This window comes from Echinicola jeungdonensis (assembly GCF_030409905.1).
Lineage (GTDB): Bacteria > Bacteroidota > Bacteroidia > Cytophagales > Cyclobacteriaceae > Echinicola > Echinicola jeungdonensis.
The window spans coordinates 93207-113927 of the sequence record NZ_JAUFQT010000002.1 but is presented as its reverse complement, the minus strand read 5'-3'; the positions used below and the strand labels follow the sequence as shown (position 1 = coordinate 113927).

The 20721-nt window shown below is 43.6% G+C and carries 14 protein-coding genes; all 14 read right to left on the bottom strand.

What is annotated here, in order from left to right:
* Positions 1-7: 7 nt before the first annotated feature.
* The 14 genes from QWY93_RS13865 to QWY93_RS13800 all read right to left on the bottom strand — a co-directional run bounded on the left by QWY93_RS13865 (position 8) and on the right by QWY93_RS13800 (position 20709).
* A complete protein-coding gene (locus QWY93_RS13865; RefSeq protein WP_290248948.1) occupies positions 8-1369 on the bottom strand; it encodes a glycoside hydrolase family 43 protein in 1362 nt (453 codons plus the stop codon).
* 12 nt (positions 1370-1381) lie between these two features.
* Entirely contained in the window at positions 1382-3316 is a 1935-nt protein-coding gene (locus QWY93_RS13860) for a glycoside hydrolase family 97 protein (RefSeq protein ID WP_290248946.1), read from the bottom strand.
* A gap of 248 nt (positions 3317-3564) precedes the next feature.
* On the bottom strand, positions 3565-4905 hold the full coding sequence (locus tag QWY93_RS13855) for a glycoside hydrolase family 43 protein (RefSeq protein ID WP_290248945.1): 1341 nt from the start codon (positions 4903-4905) through the stop codon (positions 3565-3567).
* Between the two features lie 22 nt (positions 4906-4927).
* A complete protein-coding gene (locus QWY93_RS13850) occupies positions 4928-5191 on the bottom strand; it encodes a hypothetical protein (RefSeq protein ID WP_290248944.1) in 264 nt (87 codons plus the stop codon).
* Positions 5192-5215: 24 nt separating this feature from the next.
* The gene (locus QWY93_RS13845; protein WP_290248943.1) at positions 5216-7171 is read right to left on the bottom strand and encodes a glycoside hydrolase family 97 protein; all 1956 of its coding nucleotides are present in this window, start codon (positions 7169-7171) and stop codon (positions 5216-5218) included.
* Positions 7172-7340: 169 nt separating this feature from the next.
* Positions 7341-9269, bottom strand: coding sequence for an alpha/beta hydrolase-fold protein (locus QWY93_RS13840; protein ID WP_290248942.1), 1929 nt, complete (start codon positions 9267-9269; stop codon positions 7341-7343).
* A gap of 4 nt (positions 9270-9273) precedes the next feature.
* The gene (locus QWY93_RS13835) at positions 9274-10125 is read right to left on the bottom strand and encodes a sialate O-acetylesterase (RefSeq protein WP_290248941.1); all 852 of its coding nucleotides are present in this window, start codon (positions 10123-10125) and stop codon (positions 9274-9276) included.
* A 24-nt stretch (positions 10126-10149) separates the two neighbouring features.
* On the bottom strand, positions 10150-11109 hold the full coding sequence (locus tag QWY93_RS13830; protein WP_290248939.1) for a glycoside hydrolase family 43 protein: 960 nt from the start codon (positions 11107-11109) through the stop codon (positions 10150-10152).
* 27 nt (positions 11110-11136) lie between these two features.
* The gene (locus QWY93_RS13825) at positions 11137-12495 is read right to left on the bottom strand and encodes a glucuronyl esterase domain-containing protein (protein WP_290248938.1); all 1359 of its coding nucleotides are present in this window, start codon (positions 12493-12495) and stop codon (positions 11137-11139) included.
* A gap of 78 nt (positions 12496-12573) precedes the next feature.
* On the bottom strand, positions 12574-15051 hold the full coding sequence (locus tag QWY93_RS13820) for a glycoside hydrolase family 95 protein (RefSeq protein WP_290248937.1): 2478 nt from the start codon (positions 15049-15051) through the stop codon (positions 12574-12576).
* Between the two features lie 214 nt (positions 15052-15265).
* Positions 15266-16621: a family 43 glycosylhydrolase gene (locus tag QWY93_RS13815; protein WP_290248936.1), complete on the bottom strand. Its 1356-nt coding sequence runs from the start codon at positions 16619-16621 to the stop codon at positions 15266-15268.
* A gap of 48 nt (positions 16622-16669) precedes the next feature.
* Complete coding sequence (locus tag QWY93_RS13810; protein ID WP_379945476.1) at positions 16670-18265, bottom strand: glycoside hydrolase family 43 protein; 1596 nt, start codon at positions 18263-18265, stop codon at positions 16670-16672.
* Between the two features lie 18 nt (positions 18266-18283).
* Complete coding sequence (locus tag QWY93_RS13805) at positions 18284-19435, bottom strand: endo-1,4-beta-xylanase (RefSeq protein WP_290248935.1); 1152 nt, start codon at positions 19433-19435, stop codon at positions 18284-18286.
* A gap of 26 nt (positions 19436-19461) precedes the next feature.
* Positions 19462-20709: a glycoside hydrolase family 5 protein gene (locus QWY93_RS13800; protein WP_290248934.1), complete on the bottom strand. Its 1248-nt coding sequence runs from the start codon at positions 20707-20709 to the stop codon at positions 19462-19464.
* Positions 20710-20721: the final 12 nt, after the last annotated feature.

Genomic DNA, 20721 nt, shown 5'->3' with positions numbered 1-20721 from the left:
GGATCTTTTATTTAGTAAATTTCCACCAGTCCAAATTGAACAAGTCCTTTTCTCCTCTAAAAACAAAGAACAGGTCATGGACATCCTTAATATCACTTACCGGTGAGGTCATGGTCTTCCATATATCACCCTGACCTTTAACATCTATGTTAACTATTCCTATTAAGGGCCCATCAATATTATCGACACGAAGTTCAATTTTCCCTCCATACAATGAAGCAACACTTACCTCAATCGCCTTTGGGCCATCGGAAAAATCCACACCTTGCACTTTGATATAATCTCCATTATGAATTGAAGTCGCAAACAACCTTTCCGCTACCTTTTTTCCTTTGTCCCAGGAAATGTTTCGTTCCCATTCCGTGGCAAATTCGGTTTTTACTCCTTCACTCCAGGCCATGGTTTCGGCTTCAACACGGTTGTATGGGTTTAAAGTACTGACTTGTTCCACATTTCTGGACCAGAAAGGGTGCTTCTGAATGGTCCCATCAGCATTGTAGCTCAATTCTTCAACACAAATAGACCGCCTTTCATAATGCTTTGACATGGTTTGTTTCAAAATGTTATAATTGAACCCAAACACATAGGACTTACCTTTGTAGTCAATAATTCCTGGATGGTTTCCGTTTGAACGTTTGTCCCCGTCCATGATCATACCCTTGTACTCCCACGGCCCAGTGGGAGAATTACTCATGGCATAACCGATGCCCTCAGGACAACAGGTTGAGGCATAAGACAGATAATAATGTCCGTTTCTTTTCCAAACCCAAGGACCTTCCTGGTAATTATCCGGAGTTGAAGGATCTTGAATAATCTCTTCCGAGTAAGAAATCATATCCTCGTTCAATTTCACATAGTAAACCTCAGGATTTCCCCAATAAAGGTAAGCCTGTCCATCATCGTCAATAAACACCGCTGGATCAATATCATGTTCACTTTTTTTAATTAAAGGTTTTCCAATGGGGTCTTTGAACGGCCCATAAGGACTGTCAGAAACTAAAACACCTATACCTACTCCACCAGGTACAGGACAGTAGAGATAGAATTTCCCATTACGCTCTATACTGTGGGCTGCCCAAGCTCCATTTTCATGCGGAACCCATTCAAAATCTTTTAGCGATGCCACCGCTCCATGCTCGGTCCAATTGACCATATCGGTCGATGTGTAGAGCAACCAGGTATGCATTTTAAAGCCAAATGCATCATCCTCGTCATGACCGGTATATAGAAAAACGGTATCATTATGGACCATCGGAGCGGGATCAGCGGTGAATTTTGTTTGGATTACCGGATTTTGGGCCTTGGCTGTCAGAAAAACTGCTCCTATCATTAATACTGATAATGTCAATTTCTTGCAGATTCTTTTCATTTCATAGATCAATTAGTGAGTTAACACAAAGCCTCCCCTTGGCTGGACCGTAACAGTCAATTCCCCATTTTTCCCAACTTTCACAGTTTGGAGTGTGGGCTGTATTTCTTTATCGTCATTGTACAAGGAGACCTCCTGCCCTTTGAGCATTGGAAGATCGATTTTCAAAGTCTTGGCAGTATTTTCTGCATTGACTCCTGCGATATACCAATGCTTGCCACTTCTTCGCGCCAGGACGCTGTATTTGCCCGGATATCCATCAATAAAGACCGTTTCATCCCAGGTAGTGGGCAGTTTTCTTAAAAGGTCCAGTTCAAATACTGGCACATCCGATAGGTTGTTTGGCGTTAATCCAAACATCTGAACAGGATTTTGAAATAGTACCCCGGTGGCCAATTGAAAGCTATCCGTGGTCAAGCGCTCTTGGCCTTGTTTATTTCCCCTGTTAAGAAATTTATTGAGCAAAATCCCTCCAAACTCCATGCTGCACACTGCATTTCTTATAAAGGGATGCAATGAGGCATAAAATGCTTCTTTCTCTCGGACACCTTGGGAAAATATGAGCATTTCCGAAGCCAGGACAGCTTCACTTCCTACAAAATTGGGATACATTCTCTCCCAGCCTCTCGGAAGTGTGGTCCCATGGAAAATCACCATTAAGCCATGGTCATTGGCATCCACCAAGATGTCTTCATATAGCCGCATGGTTTCCTGCTTATCCCCACCGAAGAAGTCCACTTTCAATCCTTTCACCCCTGCTTCCTTCAGCCATTTCATTTCCTTTTTCCTGGCGAAGGAGGTGTTCATTTTGTTCAAGGGTGTCTGAAAAGCATCATTGGCCGTACCGTTGGAATTGTACCAAAGGAATACATCCACATCTTTTGAATTGGCGTAGTTGATCAGTTTTTCCATCTTTTCATAGCCAATTCTTTCATCCCACCAGGCATCGATCAGGATATATTCAAAATCCATGGCCGCGGCCAAATCGATGTACTTCACCTGATCTTCATAATTCATACTGTTGTCCTGCCATACGATCCAGCTCCAACTGCCTTTCCCATATTGATAAGCTTGAGAGGCCTCATACAGCGGCTCCACCACATCAAAAGGAATGGTGGTTTCCACAATCGGCTTGAGCGTTTTCCCAACTGTAATGGTGCGCCATGGAGTAAAGCCCGGAAGACCTATTTGTGCCCCCGTGCTGCCAAAGCCATTATTTTGCTCCATTTGGGGATATTCAATGGTGTAAAGCCCATCCTTAAAACTGCTGAGGTGGGATCCATTGTAATTACTTCCAACCCCCGTTTCGGACAGCAGTACCCATCCATTTTCCCCGATTTTAAAAAGGCCAGGAAAAACATAGCCATATTCCGCTGTGGTGCTTTCCAAAGCCACATCCGTCACATAGCCACTTTCATAGCTGGGCGCCGTACGGGCAAAACCCGTCATCGGCTTCATCATGGAAGAGAGAAAGGCGGTAGTAGCTGAAGGAAACCTAAACCCGGTCACTTCCCGCTCCACTACCGTTGCCCTGGTATCTCCCCATTTGGGCAGTTCATACCGAAATGCGATATCATGATCACTTACCTGAAAGTGAAAAGCAATTTGCTTTCCTTCCTCATTCTTGACCGTATAAGTCAAGGTGTTGGCCTGGTACTTTACAAAGGAAGTCTTGATCTTATCTTGGGTATAATGGTTGTTGATCTCATCTGTAGAAGCATCGACAAAGCTCAAATTGGAAGTGAAATCCCCTTCATTGGTCAAAAGCCCCAAAGGAGAGTTTTCCAACATAACTATTCCCTTATAATTCACTGAATACATTGAAATTCCATCATCCATTGACACTTTCACCTCAAGTAGTCCATTGGGACTGGAGACAGTTATTTTATTTTGTGAATAGAGTGCAGTGTTTATCAACATGCAACAAACAACAAAAATTATTCTCATATTATTAGGATTATTTTTTAAATTAATGTTATTATTCCTGTAGGAAAGATCATTATTATTTAGTTCTATCAGGAACTTTTCATTATTTTCAACTATTTGGTTCCCAACAATTAAATCTCAAGTTTTCATTGAATCAATACCTATTGACCTTGCCCTCAACAGGTTCGGTATAAGCCTTTCTCATTTCACCTAACTTAGCAGAAAGAAGGTAGCCACTAAACCCAAAAATTTACAATGTATATAAATCCTCACTTGATGAACCTCCATGAATCGAACTTGAATAGTTCCCCTTCTCTTCCACGAAACACGAAAAATAAGTCATGCACACCGGTTATCTTTTCCACTTTTGTTTCAAAAGTATTCCACACATTCTCCCCCCCAGTATTTTCGATTTCGCAGACACCAATAAGGGTTCCATCCTTATCATCCAACCGGATATCTACCTGCCCCCCCAGAAGAGGAGCCACATTTGCTTCAAACTTCATCGCTCCCTCAGCAAAATCAACCCCACTTACTTGTATGAAATCCCCATTATGGATCTGGCTCACAAAAACACCTGTTAAGGTATCTTTTTTCGATTTCACTCCTTTGCTCCAGGCCATAGTCTCCGCTTCTACCCAATGAAAAGGATTAAAAGAAACGACCTGATCAGGCCCCTCTATTGACCAATAATGGCGGTTCCTTATAGTTCCGTCCGCATTGTATTGCATCTCATCCAAATCCACTGACCTCCTCTCATAGAATGTCGAAGTTTCATGCTTGAGCAGGTCATAACTATGTCCGAAAACATAGGATTCACCCTTATAATCAATGATCCCTGGATGGTTACCTCTTGTTTTTTCAGAAGCATCCATAATCATACCCTTATATTCCCAAGGGCCTGAAGGTGAATCGCTCATTGCATAACCTATGCCCTCTGGGCAACAAGTAGAGGCATAAGCCATATAATAATGGCCGTTACGTTTCCATACCCAAGGGCCTTCTTGATAATTATCAGGCTTGGAAGGTTCCTTAATGACCCCACCCGAATAGGAAATCATATCCTCATTAAGTTTTACATAATATATATCGGGATTACCCCAGTAGAGGTATGCTTGTCCATCATCATCGATAAATGGAGAAGGGTCGATATCATTCCAGATATGGTCAGTTTCAATCAATCTTTTCCCAAGTGGATCTTTAAATGGACCATAGGGATTATCCGACACCAACACCCCTATTCCTCCCCCATGCATCGGGCAATAAAGATAAAATTTCCCATTCCTCTCAATACATTGGACCGCCCACGCTCCATTATCCTGTCTTGCCCAAGAGAAATCCTTCAGTGAAGCCACAGCTCCATGTTCGGTCCAATTGACCATGTCTGTAGTGGTGTAAAGCAACCAATCAAGCATTTTGAAACCTTCAGCATCATCTTCGTCATGGGAGGTGTATAAAAATACCGTATCATTATAAACCATAGGTGCTGGATCAGCTGTAAATTTGCTTTGAATAATTGGCTTTTGTTTAATCGACTCCTGAGCCAAGCCTGTAAATGCCAATACATTCCAAATAAAAATTGTAGCGAAAATTTTAAATCTAATCATCATTAATTTATTTAGCTATTATTGTCTAAGCTCCCTTATAAGTCAGTAAGCTCGTTTCTGTATCAGTGCCTTGCTGATCCACCCAAGTGATTCTGAAAGTTTGCTCGGTCAAAAAGCAGGGTTCCCCCATTACCGAGTCAGCAACCATTTTTCTGCTGCCTGGCTTTTCTCTTAAACCTTCATCCAACTCAATGGTTAGGCGTTCATCAAATAATTGATATTTGCCAGGCTTTTGCCCACATGAAGCAATTAGTGTTATTAAGGTTAAAAAGAAAGGTATACTTCTCATGGTCTTTATTATGGTTTCAAATTGTTAATTCAACGGTTTCAGCAAGGCCGTAAAACCACCTCTTGGGAGCATCTTAACCTGGATTTTATCAGCATGCTCCACAACCATATATTGTGTAGACAATGCCTTGTCATGATCACCATCAGCAATTAGCGTCAGCTTATAGGATATCCCATTGGGTAAAAAATCAAGGTCAATGTTCTTTCGTTTTTCTCTATTCTCGGCATTGATTCCCCCAATGTACCAGACCCCTCCTCTTTCTCTGGCCATAATGACATCTCGTCCAGGATACCCATCAAGTAATTTAGTTTCATCCCAAACCACAGGTAAATCCATAAGTAAGGTTTTGGCAGCGTCAGGCAGTTCATCGTATCCATCAGGTCGATCTGCCATATGCTGCAATGCTGACTCAAACAATACTCCCAGTGCCAGTTCATGGCCATATGAGGTAATGTGGGGATGTTGGGAATTGGTAAAAGTAATCGGTGTATAGTCCATCGAGCCTACTACATTTCTAGTAAATGGAAGGATGGTATTATGTTCTGGCGCCTCATAGGTGAAATCTGGCACATTATTGTACCATTCAGCACCTCTGACCCCTTCGTAAGTCATCAGGTGGGGATAAGTTCTACCCCAGCCCCTCGGCACGAGACATCCATGAAAATATACCATGATCTCATGTTCAGCAGCATCTTCAATAATGTCCAGATAATAGTTGATCATGTCCTGCTTTTCACTTTCGAAGAAATCCACCTTCACCCCCACTATTCCCATTTCCTTGAGCTTAGAAAATTCTTTTGCCCGGTTTTCATGGGTAAGCATTCGGTCTTTGGGGGTAGCTTCAACCCAAGTGTGGTCACCTCCTGAATTGTACCAAATCAGTGGCTTTACTCCCAAAGAATGAATATAATTCAAGGCATCTTCAAGCTTGCCTCCATTACCCATGGCGTCCCATTCCCAATCCAATAGTGTATAAGGCCATTCCATTCTGGCGGCCAAATCAGCAAAATCACAAACCACCTTATAATCTTTTGTGCCGTGGTTATGCGACCAATAATTCCAAGAAACTTTTCCAGGCTGAATCCAATCGGTTTTTTGCACTACCGAAGGTGGTGAAACATCATCCACTAATGTGGACTCTACAATATCAGCAAGACTACCAATCACAATCACTCTCCACGGGGATTTCCACGGAAGTGTAACCGTGGGCTCCCGGTCTCCCTGTCCTCTTCCATTCCATTCATCTGGAAATGTCAGTTTATATTGATTACCTCTTGCTTGATTACTAAGTTTGGTACCACAATAACTCCTTCCAAGTCCCGCCTCATGGATCAAATAGTAAGCGGTACTATCAGTTGTCTGAAAAAGGGCCGGATATGCCCAATCTTGCTGTAGCTGTCCATCCTTCATCTTGCGATAGTAACCTTCATTCGCAGGATTAAACTTCTCCAGCCAGCGGGTTGTACTATCCGGAATAGTATATGAAGTAAGCTCCTCCATTACCACGAAAGTGCCTTCCTTATCTGGAAAGTCATATTGAAATGCCACTCCATCATCATATGCCCTAATGACCACATTCATTTTGGCCCCTTCAGCATTTTCAAAAAAAACTATCCCCTCATTAGCCGAGTTAGTTCGGTGTAGACGTTTACCATGAATGGCATTGTAATCCTCCTTTATGGTGTGAATGGCACTTTTCTTAATCAACTTTAGATCTTTTGAAAAATCCTGATCACTCCTTTTCAGTCCAAGGTCAATCTGGGGAATAATTTCTATGAACTGATCATTAACTTGATAGTTGACCTTTAAGTACCAGCTACCCTCTCCTCCATTCAGGTGTTGAAATATTCTTACTTTAATTTTCTGGTTTGGAGAGGTTATGGAAAACTTTTGTGCAGTTGCGAAAAAAGACACAAGAGCAAACAGGATAACCATACCCGTCCTTACCATTTTATAAGTTTTTAAGTAATTACTTAACATTTGTCTTTATTATCCATTTTAATATTCACTCTTGAGGAATTCAGCTTTTGTATTGAGGGAAATTCAGATAAGACAATTGAAACCAAAGGGCCAATATTAAAAGCTTATTATTCAATTTTTCGTGATTCATGTATTTCAAACCAGGTTCTTGATCAGCCTTTCATACTCCTTATTGAAATAGCAATGGGGCAATACTGTATAGATTATTTCTCCAGACAGGCCAAGTATGTCCGCCTGGATATTCACTGTAGGTGAAATCAATGTCCATTTCATCGAATTTGGTAAGCATAGTTTGGCAATTCCGGTAAGCGATATCCTCTTTACCTCCCATAGCAATCCAAAAAAGCTTCAGGTCTTGATTAATTTGATTCGCATTTTGACGCATAAAATTGTATTGCCCTTCTGCGATATCCTTCTGCCGCTGGGTAATCCACCCTGAACTGAACACCCCCAGATAGGCGAATAGATCGGTATTATTGATCCCTGCATAGAGTGTCTGTATCCCGCCCATGGACAGACCCGCTAAAGCTCGGCTTTCAGCATTCGCTTTAACCTTGTACTTATTTTCCACAAATGGGATAATGGCTTCCTTGAGCTCACTTTCAAACATTTGGAGGCCCCGCTCTTCAAACGCCGGAACCGGCATATTCCCGTCGGGCATAACCACTAGCATGGGTTTTGCTTTTCCTTCGGCAATAAGGTTGTCCAAAATCAAATCGGTCTTTCCCTGTTGTGCCCATCCTCTTTCATCTTCTCCACCACCATGCAGGATATAGAGCACAGGAAAATCCTCTTTTGGATTGTCATTATATCCAGGAGGGGTATAAAGAAAAAATCTTCTCCATGATCTTAAGACGGTGGAATAATACCGGACTTGTCTAATTTCCCCGTGGGGTACATCTTTTACTGCATAATAATCGTCTCCTTCAAATGGCACTTCAATCCCACTAGCCATTCTACCCATCCCATAAAATGCCTCACTTGCCGGGTCAGCCAAGGCCACACCATCTATCACAAGGGAATAATAATGGAACCCTTCACCAAGCGGATCAGTGGTCACCTCCCAAATGCCTTCGCTGTTTTTGCTCATATCATATTTTCTTCCAAGGTCAAGCTGCACTTTATGGGCTTCCGGAGCTCTTACTTTAAAAATGGCACTGTTATCCGGCAAAAGCTGTGGGTATTTCGCTCCTCTTATATTGGTCGCCGCAGGGGTGCCCAAAGGACTGTATTGATTAAATTTTGCCTGGTCCACCGGCTTGAACAATAGCCTGGAAAACATATAAAGTCCATTTTTCCATACTTTGAAATCATGCCCTCCCGGTTCTATATAATAGATATGGGGGACATCATGCTCGATCAGATACTCATGTGTTCGCTCACTGAAACGAAGAAGCCCATCCTCATCCCCACAGGAAATCCAAAGGAGATGGAGCATTTCTTTTGTTTTGGTTGGGTCAGGCACCAAATCTTCCGGACTTTTGGTATTAGGAGCGGCCGAAAAACTGCCTACCCAGGCAAACTGATCTAAATTTCCCAAGCCGAAATTCAGGGTTTGCCCACCTCCCATAGAAAGTCCTGCAATGGCACGGTGCTCCCGGTTTTTCTTGACCGGATATTCCTTTTCAATAAATGGAATCAGGTCTTTTAACAAATCATCTTCAAAGGTGGCAAAAGCCTCCACTTTGTCTTTGGCCATAATATTGCCTGTGGCCCGGTCGTCTTTCATTGCTCGGCCATTGGGCATGACCACGATCATTGGTTCCAATTCGCCCTTAGCATTAAGATTGTCCAAGATCACCTGTGGTTTCCCTCCCCGCAGCCATTCGGTTTCATCCCCTCCTATGCCGTGCAAAAGATACAAGACAGGGTATCTTTCTTTTTTCGAAAAATTGGGCGGTGTATAAACCACTGCATTCCGGACTGTACCTACAGTTTTGGAGGCATATTGGATGGTATCCAGTTTTCCTTTTGGAATCCCTCTTTGCTCCCTGTCAAATCCTTCAGGCGCTTCTTTTGTGATGTTTTGCGCCATACATGCAATCATTCCGCAAAACATCAAGACCAAAAATAAATTTATCTTTTTTATCTTTTTCATCCTTTTATCTATTAAAAGATTGGTTTTCTAAAATCGAAAGCATTTGCGCTCCATATCGTCTACCAAGTTTCCTGTATCCTGCTGCTGAAAAATGTAGTCCATCGGAAACTGCCTCACAATCTTTAGATGAAATCACTTTTGCATTGGGGATCACTTCAGGTAAGGTAGCAATGATGGAATTCATACTGGCGCATTTTCCCCCTTGCGCTGCACTGACCATTTCACCAGCCAATAAAGGAACTTCTTCTGAAGCCAAGCCCAAGTCAGCCAGTAGATTTTGATATACTCCTTTTACTTTTTGTGGCCAGTCTTTATCCCCTGTATTGGACTCCCCTTGATGAAGTAGAATTCCTCTGATGACCCCATCATTTTGTGCCGTTTTTGCCAGTTCTACCAAATGATGGTAAGGGTTTCCGTCATATTCTTTGACCATGTTTTTAAGCCAGTCAGGGGCTGTTTCCACGTAGGCTTTATACTTGTCTTTTTCAAAAAGCTCAATTCTACATCCTCCCACAGACACATTGATCACCCCTACCCGTATGCTGTCAGGGAGATTCTCCACCAAAGTCCTTCCAAAATAATCCACAGGGGTAAGCCCTGTATGGCATCTGGTCAAAGGGGGAATTGCAGGATACCAATTTCCCTTTTCTCTATTCAGGTCAGGACAATCGATAGACTGCAGCACCTGAAATCTCGGGTCCACGTCCATATCCTGTTCCTCAAACTTTGCAGCTCCTTCCATATTGGACTGGCCAAAAGCCAGAAATATGTAAAAATTCTTGTCTTGTGCTTGGCTTGAAAACCCTATGACCATAAGGACCAAGGTCAAAGGAATCCATCTCAATTTCGTGTTCATTGGTTTGATCGTTTGCTTCAATGATTAATTTGCCGACATTACCCCTTGTTGAGTTTGCTTCACTTTTTGAATGGTGCCATCTGGGTTGTAGTGCATATAGTCTACACAGATCGAACGTCGATAACTTCCTCCTGTAGGCAACACCCCATTATGGTAAAAGAAATAATCCTTCCCCTTATAACTCACAATCCCAGGATGAACCGTAAAACTATTGGGGACATTGTCCATAATTATCCCTTGATAGGTCCAAGGCCCTTCAGGATTTGAAGCGGTACAGTATTCTATCATTTCAGGTTGGGTACCGGCACTTGCATATACTAAGTAATACAGGTCTTTCCTTTTGTATACCCAAGGGCCTTCTATAAAATGCTTTGGTTTAAAGTGGTGAATAGGACCGTCCAATTCGACCATATTGTCTTTGAGCTTGGCCCATTTACAGCTTCCGTTGCCCCAATAGAGATAAGCCTGACCATCATCATCAATAAAAACTGCCGGGTCAATATCATCCCAACCATGTTCGTTATCAGTAGTCATTTCATTAACAATCAAAGCCTTTCCTAAAGCATCCTTAAAAGGGCCTGTAGGACTGTCAGCAACTGCCACTCCTATGGCCGCACCGCCGCCACTATTTTCATCCTTTTTATGAAAAGTGGATACATACCAGTAAAACTTACCATCTCTTTCAATACAATGGGCCGCATATGCATCACCCGTGGCCCATGAGAAAGACTTTGGAGAAAGTGGAGCCCCATGATTGGTCCAGTTAACCATATCAGTGGAAGAAAAAACCAACCAATCTTTCATTTGGTAATTGGTAGCATCTACACTTGCTGTATCATGGCTGGTATATAAAAAGACCGTATCATTATAGACAATCGGTGCCGGGTCTGCCGTAAAAACCTCACGGATGATAGGGTTCTGGCCATAAGATTTCCCCAACACTACAACACAAAAAAGAAAGGTTAAGCGGAATATCTGTTTCATTTTTTATTTGCTTAAAATATTATTTCTTTATTTAAATTGATTCCAATAACGGGAGGCCCAAGCGATCCAAGTGCTCCAGTTGGGGCCAGTGGAATGGCCTCCTGCGTGTTGCCTGAATGCAATCTCCCCTTCAGTCATTGAAGTGCCCATTTCCGGAAAATCCGAAGAGGTAAATCCTTTCTTCCCCAAAAGCTCATAAACAGGACTTGCATGGACTCCGCTCAAAAACATTCCTTTGGCATCCACCCACTGTCCTTCTATAAAAGGCGAACCTGCACTTATAAACACAGGCCTTGGTGCACAAAGCGCCACTAAGGAATGGGCATCTATTGGAAGATCGTCCACGGTAAGGTCACTGGCATATTTCAGGAAATTCCCACAAAACCAATGGTATTCAGCCGATGAGGCCAAGTTTTCTACCTGCTCACCAAAGTTCCTTCTCAGGATTGATGCACCACCTGCTCCGGAAGAGCCTATAAACCCAAGCGCAAACCGGTCGTCAAATGCCATGGTAACCAATGCTGCTTTCCCATATCGTGAAGTTCCTTCAATACCGATTCTGGAAGCATCTACAACAGGATCTGACTCGAAATAATCCATGGCCCTGCTGGCTCCCCATGCCCAAGCCCTTAAGGCTCCCCATTGTTTTGGGTTCCGGAATTTGCCCTTGTTGGCCAATCCTATGATACCTGACCTTAACCCTGCTCCGTGGTCAGCCTGAATGCTGGAAGGAACCAGAATAGCGTATCCCCATCCTTTGGTAAGTAGTTGCTGTTTCCAGCGAGGTTCATAAGGAGAAATAAAATAACTATTAGGCTCCGCAGGAGGACTGCCAAATGGCCAGCGGATAAACCCAAACTCCATTACAACCGGTACTGCTTTGGCAGCTGCTGTAGGTATTCCCACCAGAAGTTCAATCTCCACATCTATTTCGGGAAAGGAAGCATTGTCCACTTTACCGATAAGCAACTTCTCGGTTACCGGATAGTTTGCAATTACTGTATCATTCTCAGCAACCACCTGCCAGGTCACAGAAGGCAAGATATCTGGAAGAGCTCCATACATTTCCGTTTTCAAATACTTGAGGATTTGGGGTCTTCTTATCTTCCACCAAGCATCATCTGATGTAATCAGGTCCCCCTCATTTGACACCAAAGGATCTGGCAAAGTATATTTCCTCACTTTAGATTCATCAGTATTTGCTGCATTAGGTGCACTGAGATCTCCGGAAGGGCCTGGACGCATTTCAGCTTTAAGTCCCAGCTTTTGTTTCATCTCTTCGTAGTCCAGCTGGGTCTGCCTATTAAGGCTATCGCGGTCCAAACCTTGGGCCTGAAGTCCATTGTCCATCAGTGACAAGACATTCAAAACCAGGATTGATGCCATTAGCAAAAGCTCCTTCCTATTCGGCCTATTTTTATTATATCGCATGATCAGTATTAGCATGTTACTATCTGATGAGGATCATTTAGCTTGAAGTTCATATTCCTTGCCTGCTTTGGTGGACAAATCGTATTCATATATTTCATCCAAAACGGGTGGCACTAACGTAGATTCAGAAGCAACCAAAGCCGGTTTTACTTCGGGAGTCTGAAAAAACGGATTGCTGTTTTTTCCAGTGGCTGGTTTAAGTCCCTTTCCAATCAGAGGAAAATAAGACCGGATCCTGCACAATCCTCCCAGCGCAGACTTGATGACTACTTGCTGAGGTTTTTTCTCCTTCCATTCCATCGCTACTTCAAATCCACCTCTGGCACGTAAACCACTCACTTTACCATCTTCCCAAGCATCGGGCAAAGCAGGCAAAAGATGAATAGCACCATCATGGCTTTGTAATAACATTTCAGCAATTCCCGCTGCACAGCCAAAATTCCCATCGATCTGAAAAGGTGGATGGGCATCAAATAAATTGGGATAGGTTCCTCCTTTCTCCCTTCCATCCGCTTGGATTGAAGGGGACAATTGGTCTTGGATCAGCTTTAAGGCATGGTTGCCATCCAGTAAACGGGCCCATAAATTCACTTTCCAGCCCATGGACCAACCTGTTGATTCATCACCCCTTGCTTCCAAAGATGTTCTTGCAGCACTGAACAGTTCTGGGCTACGATAGGGAGAAATCTGATTGGAAGGGTATAATCCGTATAGGTGTGAAACGTGTCGGTGATGATCTTCTGGATTGTCCCAATCGTACATCCATTCCTGCAGCTGACCCCAGCTTCCTATTTGCATCGGAGGCAACTTCCCTAGCTTTTCGTCAATTTTTTGTCTTAGCTCTGTGTCAACTCCCAAAATTTCGGCAGCACGTGCAGTTTTGGTGAAAATGTCAAAAACCAGTTGGTTGTCCATAGTGGTTCCTGCGGAAACCGATGCGCCATGATCGGAAGAAGGTGCATTTTCAGGTGATACAGAAGGCACCACTACTAACCAGCCCTTTTCCGGCTCTTCAACCAAAAAGTCCAAATAAAATTCAGCCGATCCCTTGAGAATGGGGTAAACGGATTCCAAGTATCCTTTGTCACCGGCAAATTCATATTTTTCAAACAAATGTTGGGAAAGCCAGGCACCGCCCATAGGCCACTGTCCCCAAAAAGCCCCATCAACTGGTCCAGTAATCCGCCAAATATCAGTATTATGATGCATCACCCAACCTGAAGCTCCGTACATATCTCTAGCCGTTTTCTTCCCTGTTTGGGATAGTTCTCTGACCATTTGAACCAAGGGTTCATTCATCTCAGTTAGGTTGGTGATCTCCGAAGGCCAATAGTTCATTTCTGTGTTGATATTGACCGTGTACTTGCTATCCCAAGCAGGCTTGAGTTGATCTGCCCATATCCCCTGTAAATTGGCCGGTTGACCTCCTGGACGGGAGGAAGAAATCAACAAGTAACGGCCAAACTGAAAGTAAAGGGCCACTAGCTGCGGATCAATTCCCTGTGAAAATTCAGCAATTCTATCATCTGTGGGCTTATTTACGGACTCAGTTTCCCCTAGATCAAGGCTCACCCGCTTAAAGTATTGTTGGTAATCGGCCACATGATCATTTAAAATATCCTCAAAACCTTTGTTAATAGCCTTTTCCAGAAAGGCATTGGCTTTTGCAGTCGCATCCCCGGAAATATCCCGGTAGTTTTCAAAGTTGGTAGCCATGGAAATGTACAAGGTGGCCATATCCGCACCGCTTACTTCTAAAGTTTTGTCATTAGCAGTTATTTCACCACCTTCAGTGACAATTTTCACCCGGGCTTCAAATTCCACACCTCCTTTGATGCCTTCATGATCACTGGAAATTCCTGTCAGGATCAATTCATCCTTGCCATTGGTGTGCAGATCAATTTGCTCCGGGCGGTTCATGGTGGCTGAAAATTGGATGGCACCCGCCTTATCCGCCCTTATTTGGGCCACAATCACCTGATCTGGAAAGGAAGACAACACTTTGGTTTCATAGTTTGTATCCCCCTTTTTATACTGGGTGGTTGCTATGGCTGTTTCCAGGTTAAGCTCTCTGGAATAATCGGAAACAGCTTCCTCCTTTGGAAAATCCAACCTTAAGTTTCCCAATGTTTGATAAGGCATTCCATTTACACCACTAAAAAACTTCTGATCGATAAGTCCCTGGGCTTCATCATACTTCCCTTCAAAAATCAGCTTTCTGGCTTTTGCTAAAGCTTCTTTGGCCTCGGGCTTGTCATTTCTATAAGGTTGTCCGGCATATAAGGTATTCTCATTGAGTTGGATGGTTTCCTTGTCGGGGTCGCCAAATACCATCGCCCCTAATCGGCCATTTCCGACCGGTAAGGCTTCCACCCATTGTTCTGCAGGCTCATCATACCAAAGCCGCAAATGGGCATCCGAAACCTCGATGCTTTGGTCCACCTTTCCGGAAGGCCCACAGGACAGGCAAAGCAATATAAAAATTGATAAAAGGGTTATTTGTTTATCCATGGTTATATGGCTCAATATTGATTCCAGTAGGCCAATGCCCGAGTCGGTGTTAAGCGGTTAACGGTTCCACCTGTTTGTTCTTTTCCAAAGGCTGAAGACCAAATTCTCAAAGCTCAAACATTAATATCAGGTCATAAATAACGATTATCGAATCCCTAATCTCGAATCAAAAGGTTACTCAATTGCAAATCATTTGGAACCCATTATATCATCTTCACTCCAATAATTCCCCCTGTTTTTCTTTGGTCTTTTCCCACCTTACCCAATCTACTTCTATAATACCTGGGCTATTTCCTTTCAAGACCAAATCCTTGATCCCTGAAGGACTATGGGCCAAGGGAACTGTGATGGATTGCCATTCAGCGTTCCGCTTCATCTCCACCTTACTGATCAACTTCCCCTCCTTGCTCCCTTGACGGATTTGAACATTTCCGCCCCGGGGAGCCCTGACCCTCCAGGTCATACTTTGGGTATTTTCCTTTCCAAAATCCACCGCATCATATTTGATCCAACCTTCCTCATTTTCCAAGACCGTTTTCCAGCCTAGAAATGGATTTGACTCATCCAAGAAGGTAATAACAGCTCCCCTTTCACTGAGCCGACTGTATCGATCCAGATGGACTTTCTCAAAAGCACTGCTCAATCCTATACCCCGATACGTAGGGGTAACTTTTTTAATTTTTCCCTGAGTATCAAAAAACAAGCTGTCTGCCCGAATGGAGCGGTTTTTATCAAAGTCTGGAGAAAGGTCATTATGGTGGTAAAACAAATACCACTGATCCCGGAATATCACCAAGGAATGGTGGTTGGTCCAGCATCCGGTTGGGGATTCATCCATGATCACTCCTTGAAACTCGAATGGCCCCAAAGGATTATTGCCAATAGCATACTCAAGCCTTTCGGTTTTGTTTTCCACATGGGGATAGGTCATATAGTAAATTCCCTCCCGTTCAAAAACAAAGGGACCTTCTTTAAGTCCTTTGCTCGGCAAATCTTTTAAAATCTTTGGTGGAGAGGCCAGTTCCAACATATTGTCTTTCAGCTTGGCCCCATAAATATGTCCTTCTGACCAATATAAATAGGCCTGCCCATCATTGTCTATCAAGACATTTGGGTCAATCCCCCTTACCCCTTTGATCGGTTGGTCTTGCGGCACAAATGGACCTTCAGGATGGTCTGCCACTGCTACGCCTATCGAGAACCCTTTTTCATTGGCATCAGCTTCTTTCTTCCTAGTGGGAAAGTAGAAGTAATATTTGCCGTCTTTTTCGATACAATCCGGGGCCCACATGCTGTAAGCTTCCTCATCGGCCCAAGGGACATTTTCCTGACTGACAATCATCCCGTGATCTTCCCATTCCGTCAAATTGGAGGAAGAAAACACATGATAATCTTCCATGCAGAACCAATCGGGCCTTCCTTGTCTCTCATCACAACGGATATCATGAGAAGGATATACATAAATGCGGTCACCAAAAACTCGGGCCGTGGGATCTGCTGTAAACTGGTCCATCACCAATGGGTTTTGTGCCATTGCAGCCGTCCCCAAACAGACCGCTACGCAGACCATCCATGTACTTTTTTTGATTATATTCTTTATGTTCATAGGCTCTTTCTCTTATTCCCCGATTTCATCTTTGACGTGGAAATAATCGAAGTCCACATGTCCGCCAGGATTTTTGGTCGCATAGTTAAAAAGGGCAAAACGGTAACCCATAAAGTGCGGAAGGGTATATTTCATGTTCAGGACATTCCCTATATCCTTCCATTCTTTTCCATCCAGGCTATAGAAAAACCTGGCCTGATCTTTTCTTGCTGTAAAATCACACTCTGCTTTGAAATAGACAGTTTCCTGATGCAAAGGGACTTCCTGTATATTTTTGGCTTCACCCGAATTGGTGTTGATCATGGTGATGGTTTTTTGACCGTTTTGGAACTTGACCCCAACCAGGCCATATTCCTTTTGCAAAAGACCCAGGCCGGCAACATCACCTTCCTTCATTCCAGACACGTCCATTTTTGTAATTCCTGTGGATTCCGGCCCAATAGTCCGCTGGGTAAGGGTGTTTTTTGCCGTTAAAAAATTCTTATCCTGCCGACCTGTGGAAATTCGGAGCCAACCATCTCGGGCTTTGAGTGACCAATTGGCTGGATCTGGATTGTGGTTCCACTGCCATACCAAAGGAAGGCTTTCATCTCCTGCTTTCCTTTCAAAATCATCTGAAGCGACAATCCCCGGAATGAGACCCTTACTGGCTGGAAGTCCATCCAAAGTTTCCGGCACTTTACCTTTAATACCCAATACCGGCCAGCCATCTTTCCATTCCACTGGCACCAGATAAGGTATCCTTCCAACCGCTCCATTGTCCCTGAACAGATAAGCATACCATTCCCCCTCCGGCGTGTCGATCAAACCACCTTGGGCCACACCTTTGTCCTGGAGCACTACCTTGCCTTCATAAGGCCCTGTGATTTTATCTGCACGATGAACAATAACGGTCCGCATCCCACCTCGGGGCCAGGAAATATTAAAGAGGTAATATTTGCCATTAACTTTAAACAGCTGGGAACCTTCTGCAGGTAACATGACATTTGGGCCTGAAGGAGCGGTAGCATTTTCGATCAAAACACGTTCAGTTCCCTCCTTTATTCCGGACAAATCCTCTTCCAATTCTATCATGTTCAGTTTCCCCCCGCCCCAGATCATGTAGATTTTGCCATCCTCATCAAAAAACAAGGTATGATCATGATAGGAAGGAGAAAATGAATGCGATTTCCAAGTGCCTTGTTCTAAATCCCTGGTGGTGAAGATGTAGGTTTTTCCCGTGGTGGAAGAGAATGTACTTAGATAATAAGTACCTTCATGAAACCTCAGGCAGCTTGCCCAAGAACCTGCCCCGTATGCATTTTTTCCATCTTCCAAATTGATCGCTTCCACTTCCCCCAAGCGGTCATAGGCATAGTTAATTAGTTCCCAATTAGACAAATCATTTGACTTCATGACCGGAACACCTGGGCTCATGTGCATGGTAGTGCTGCTCATATAATAAGTATCCCCTACCCGGATCATAGACATGTCCGGGACATCCGCATGGATAATTGGATTTTTTCCTGACTTACCCTGAGCCAGCACGGCCTGGCCCCACATAACGGTCATCAAAAAAGCTAATATCGCTAGTAAATCCCCCCTTTTTTTATTTTGATACTTTACCATGATTTTTTCAATTATGGTTTATTGGTTAGCCACCCTAATCAATTTTTCAACAACAGGCTTTGCTTTATTTTCGCGGTCAAAAAGTAAAGGATAATCTGTTCTTCCTCTTATAGGCCATCCGTTTTTCCATGAATTGGAATCATTTACCCCCCAAAGGGTTACTCTTGAAATCTCGTCTTCATATTTTATAAACAAATTAAAAAACTCCAGATAGCGATCGTCAAACGCTTGCTCAACGCTATCAGGCAATCCATCAGGATAGGGATTCATCTTATCCTCATAATCCACATTATCCGAGATATTAGCCCCTGCATCTCTATTCCATGGAGAAGGTAGTACAGAAAGATCCAGTTCGGTAACCATTACGTGGACCCCTAAATCGGAAAATGCCTGAATACTCTTTTCGAACTCTTCTAATTCGGGGTGCTCCAAACCAATATGTCCCTGCATACCGATTCCATCTATCCGGATTCCTTGTTCCTGTAGTTCCTGAACCATCTTGACAACCCCTACTCGTTTTCCAGGTTTTGACATACTAAAATCATTATAGTACAGTTCCGCCTCAGGGTCTGCTTCATGGGCAAACTGAAAAGCGAGTTTGATAAAGTCTTTGCCGAGGATATGATAAAATTTACTATTCCTGTAAGTTCCATCATCCAGTATAGCTTCATTGACCACATCCCAGGAATGGACTCTCCCCTTATAACGCCCAACCACAGTATGAATATGCTTTCGCATCCGTTCAGTCAACACTTCAGGAGATACCTCATTTCCATCCTTATCCATAAAGAACCACCTGGGGGCCTGGGAATGCCAAATAAGCGTATGGCCATGGATTTGCAGGTTGTTTTCCTCACCGAATTTTACAAACTGATCGGCCAGATCAAACCGAAAGGCCCCTTCTCTGGGCTGAAGCATTCCGCTTTTCATAATGTTTTCAGCAACAATACTATTGAAGTGTGTTTTCACTACCTTCATGGTTGCAGTATCCCTTCCCATTATTTGTGGGGCATTGAGGGCTGTACCCATCAGGAATTTTTTCTGAAAAGCATCCTTTAAGGTAGGTGCTGATTTTTCCACAGATTCTCCTGAGGTACTACAGGCAACAAAAGCCAATACCAATCCCCAAATGAGAAGAAAGCAGATTTGTTTTTGGATATATTGATTCATCTTTTACTTGCTTATCTATTTTGCCCTTATTCACTTTCACATAATTCCAATTCCTCCGCATATTCCCGAAACCAATCATGAACAGGCTTAGCACAGGCATCTGGATCAGCTCCAAAAGCAATTCCTCCATCTGGATCTCCCCGGTCGATCAGATTTTCAGGTGATAGCAGGTTCCAGCTAACATTACCTGTTTCATCAGCTAGCAACTTGAAATTGGCACCAAATCCCCAACCATTGGCCATGCCGGTGATACCACCTTTTCCCCATACACCATATTGCTCCGGTGCCCAATCAATTTCCGTCACTGCCATGGGTGCAAAATCGGCTACAGGTTTGAAATTCCTTTCCCATTGTTGTCGCAAGGTATTGGGGTCATTAAGATCCTGACCCCAATAGCCGGGATACAGATGGACGGCATAGCCGATATTTTCTCCCTCAATGGGATAGTCGGCAAATCCACGATAATGGGACTGGTATCCCGAACCTGGTATCCATAGGATGTTTTCCGCCCCATTTTCCCTGATCCTATTTACAATCGGCTGGAAGAACTGTTGTAAAGCCTCATAATGGGCCGGAGTATCGCTGCCATATTCACCATTGCTGCCTAGAATCTGTACCGGCTCATTGGCCAGTTCAAACATGACATGATCTGTATTTTTAAGGTCCGGATGTTGGGAAACATGGTTCCAAATGGTCATCAAGTAATCATAATACTCATCCCCTAAGGCTATGTGGTGTGGACAGACTCCGGGAGGACGTAAAATAATATACATTCCCCTGGACCTGGCATGGTCAATCAAGGGTACAATCACCTCATCCACTGCCGTGACAAAACGGTCAAAATCAAAGCGGGAAATGTCATTTTCCGGGATAGGTTCTCCAGGTGTATTGGACCAATATGGGTCAATATGCAAGCGGACATAATTCAGGTACCAGCCCTCTTCATCACCTGCGGAAAGTTTATCCATGACAGACTTATTATAGTTCAGGCACCCTTCCACATCATAATTATTCCAACGCCATTCTCCCACATGCCCTCCATTGAACCAAGGACTGGGTGTCATGGCCACTCCATGAAGGTTTACGGAATTGCCGCAGGGATCCATTAGAAACCTGCCTTCTACATGCAATTGAGGGGTGGGGTTGGGCCAGGAAATGGTCTGGATTTCTTTCGCTTCTTCCTTCTGGCCCTCTGGTACAGGCTCCTCCGTGGTGCTACACCCCATAAAAAGACATAGCAATATCAGGATGCCCATATAAGAGGCATTTTTCATATCCATTGAAAT

What these genes read in the sequence shown, in the direction of transcription:
- QWY93_RS13825 (WP_290248938.1), bottom strand. Translation starts at nt 12,495, where the DNA reads ATGGCATCAATCCTGGTTTTGAATGTCTTGTCACTGATGGACAATGGA.
- QWY93_RS13810 (WP_379945476.1), bottom strand. Translation starts at nt 18,265, where the DNA reads ATGGTAAAGTATCAAAATAAAAAAAGGGGGGATTTACTAGCGATATTA.
- QWY93_RS13830 (WP_290248939.1), bottom strand. Translation starts at nt 11,109, where the DNA reads ATGAAACAGATATTCCGCTTAACCTTTCTTTTTTGTGTTGTAGTGTTG.
- QWY93_RS13855 (WP_290248945.1), bottom strand. Translation starts at nt 4,905, where the DNA reads ATGATGATTAGATTTAAAATTTTCGCTACAATTTTTATTTGGAATGTA.
- QWY93_RS13860 (WP_290248946.1), bottom strand. Translation starts at nt 3,316, where the DNA reads ATGAGAATAATTTTTGTTGTTTGTTGCATGTTGATAAACACTGCACTC.
- QWY93_RS13865 (WP_290248948.1), bottom strand. Translation starts at nt 1,369, where the DNA reads ATGAAAAGAATCTGCAAGAAATTGACATTATCAGTATTAATGATAGGA.
- QWY93_RS13845 (WP_290248943.1), bottom strand. Translation starts at nt 7,171, where the DNA reads ATGTTAAGTAATTACTTAAAAACTTATAAAATGGTAAGGACGGGTATG.
- QWY93_RS13805 (WP_290248935.1), bottom strand. Translation starts at nt 19,435, where the DNA reads ATGAATCAATATATCCAAAAACAAATCTGCTTTCTTCTCATTTGGGGA.
- QWY93_RS13840 (WP_290248942.1), bottom strand. Translation starts at nt 9,269, where the DNA reads ATGAAAAAGATAAAAAAGATAAATTTATTTTTGGTCTTGATGTTTTGC.
- QWY93_RS13800 (WP_290248934.1), bottom strand. Translation starts at nt 20,709, where the DNA reads ATGAAAAATGCCTCTTATATGGGCATCCTGATATTGCTATGTCTTTTT.
- QWY93_RS13815 (WP_290248936.1), bottom strand. Translation starts at nt 16,621, where the DNA reads ATGGTCTGCGTAGCGGTCTGTTTGGGGACGGCTGCAATGGCACAAAAC.
- QWY93_RS13835 (WP_290248941.1), bottom strand. Translation starts at nt 10,125, where the DNA reads ATGAACACGAAATTGAGATGGATTCCTTTGACCTTGGTCCTTATGGTC.
- QWY93_RS13850 (WP_290248944.1), bottom strand. Translation starts at nt 5,191, where the DNA reads ATGAGAAGTATACCTTTCTTTTTAACCTTAATAACACTAATTGCTTCA.
- QWY93_RS13820 (WP_290248937.1), bottom strand. Translation starts at nt 15,051, where the DNA reads ATGGATAAACAAATAACCCTTTTATCAATTTTTATATTGCTTTGCCTG.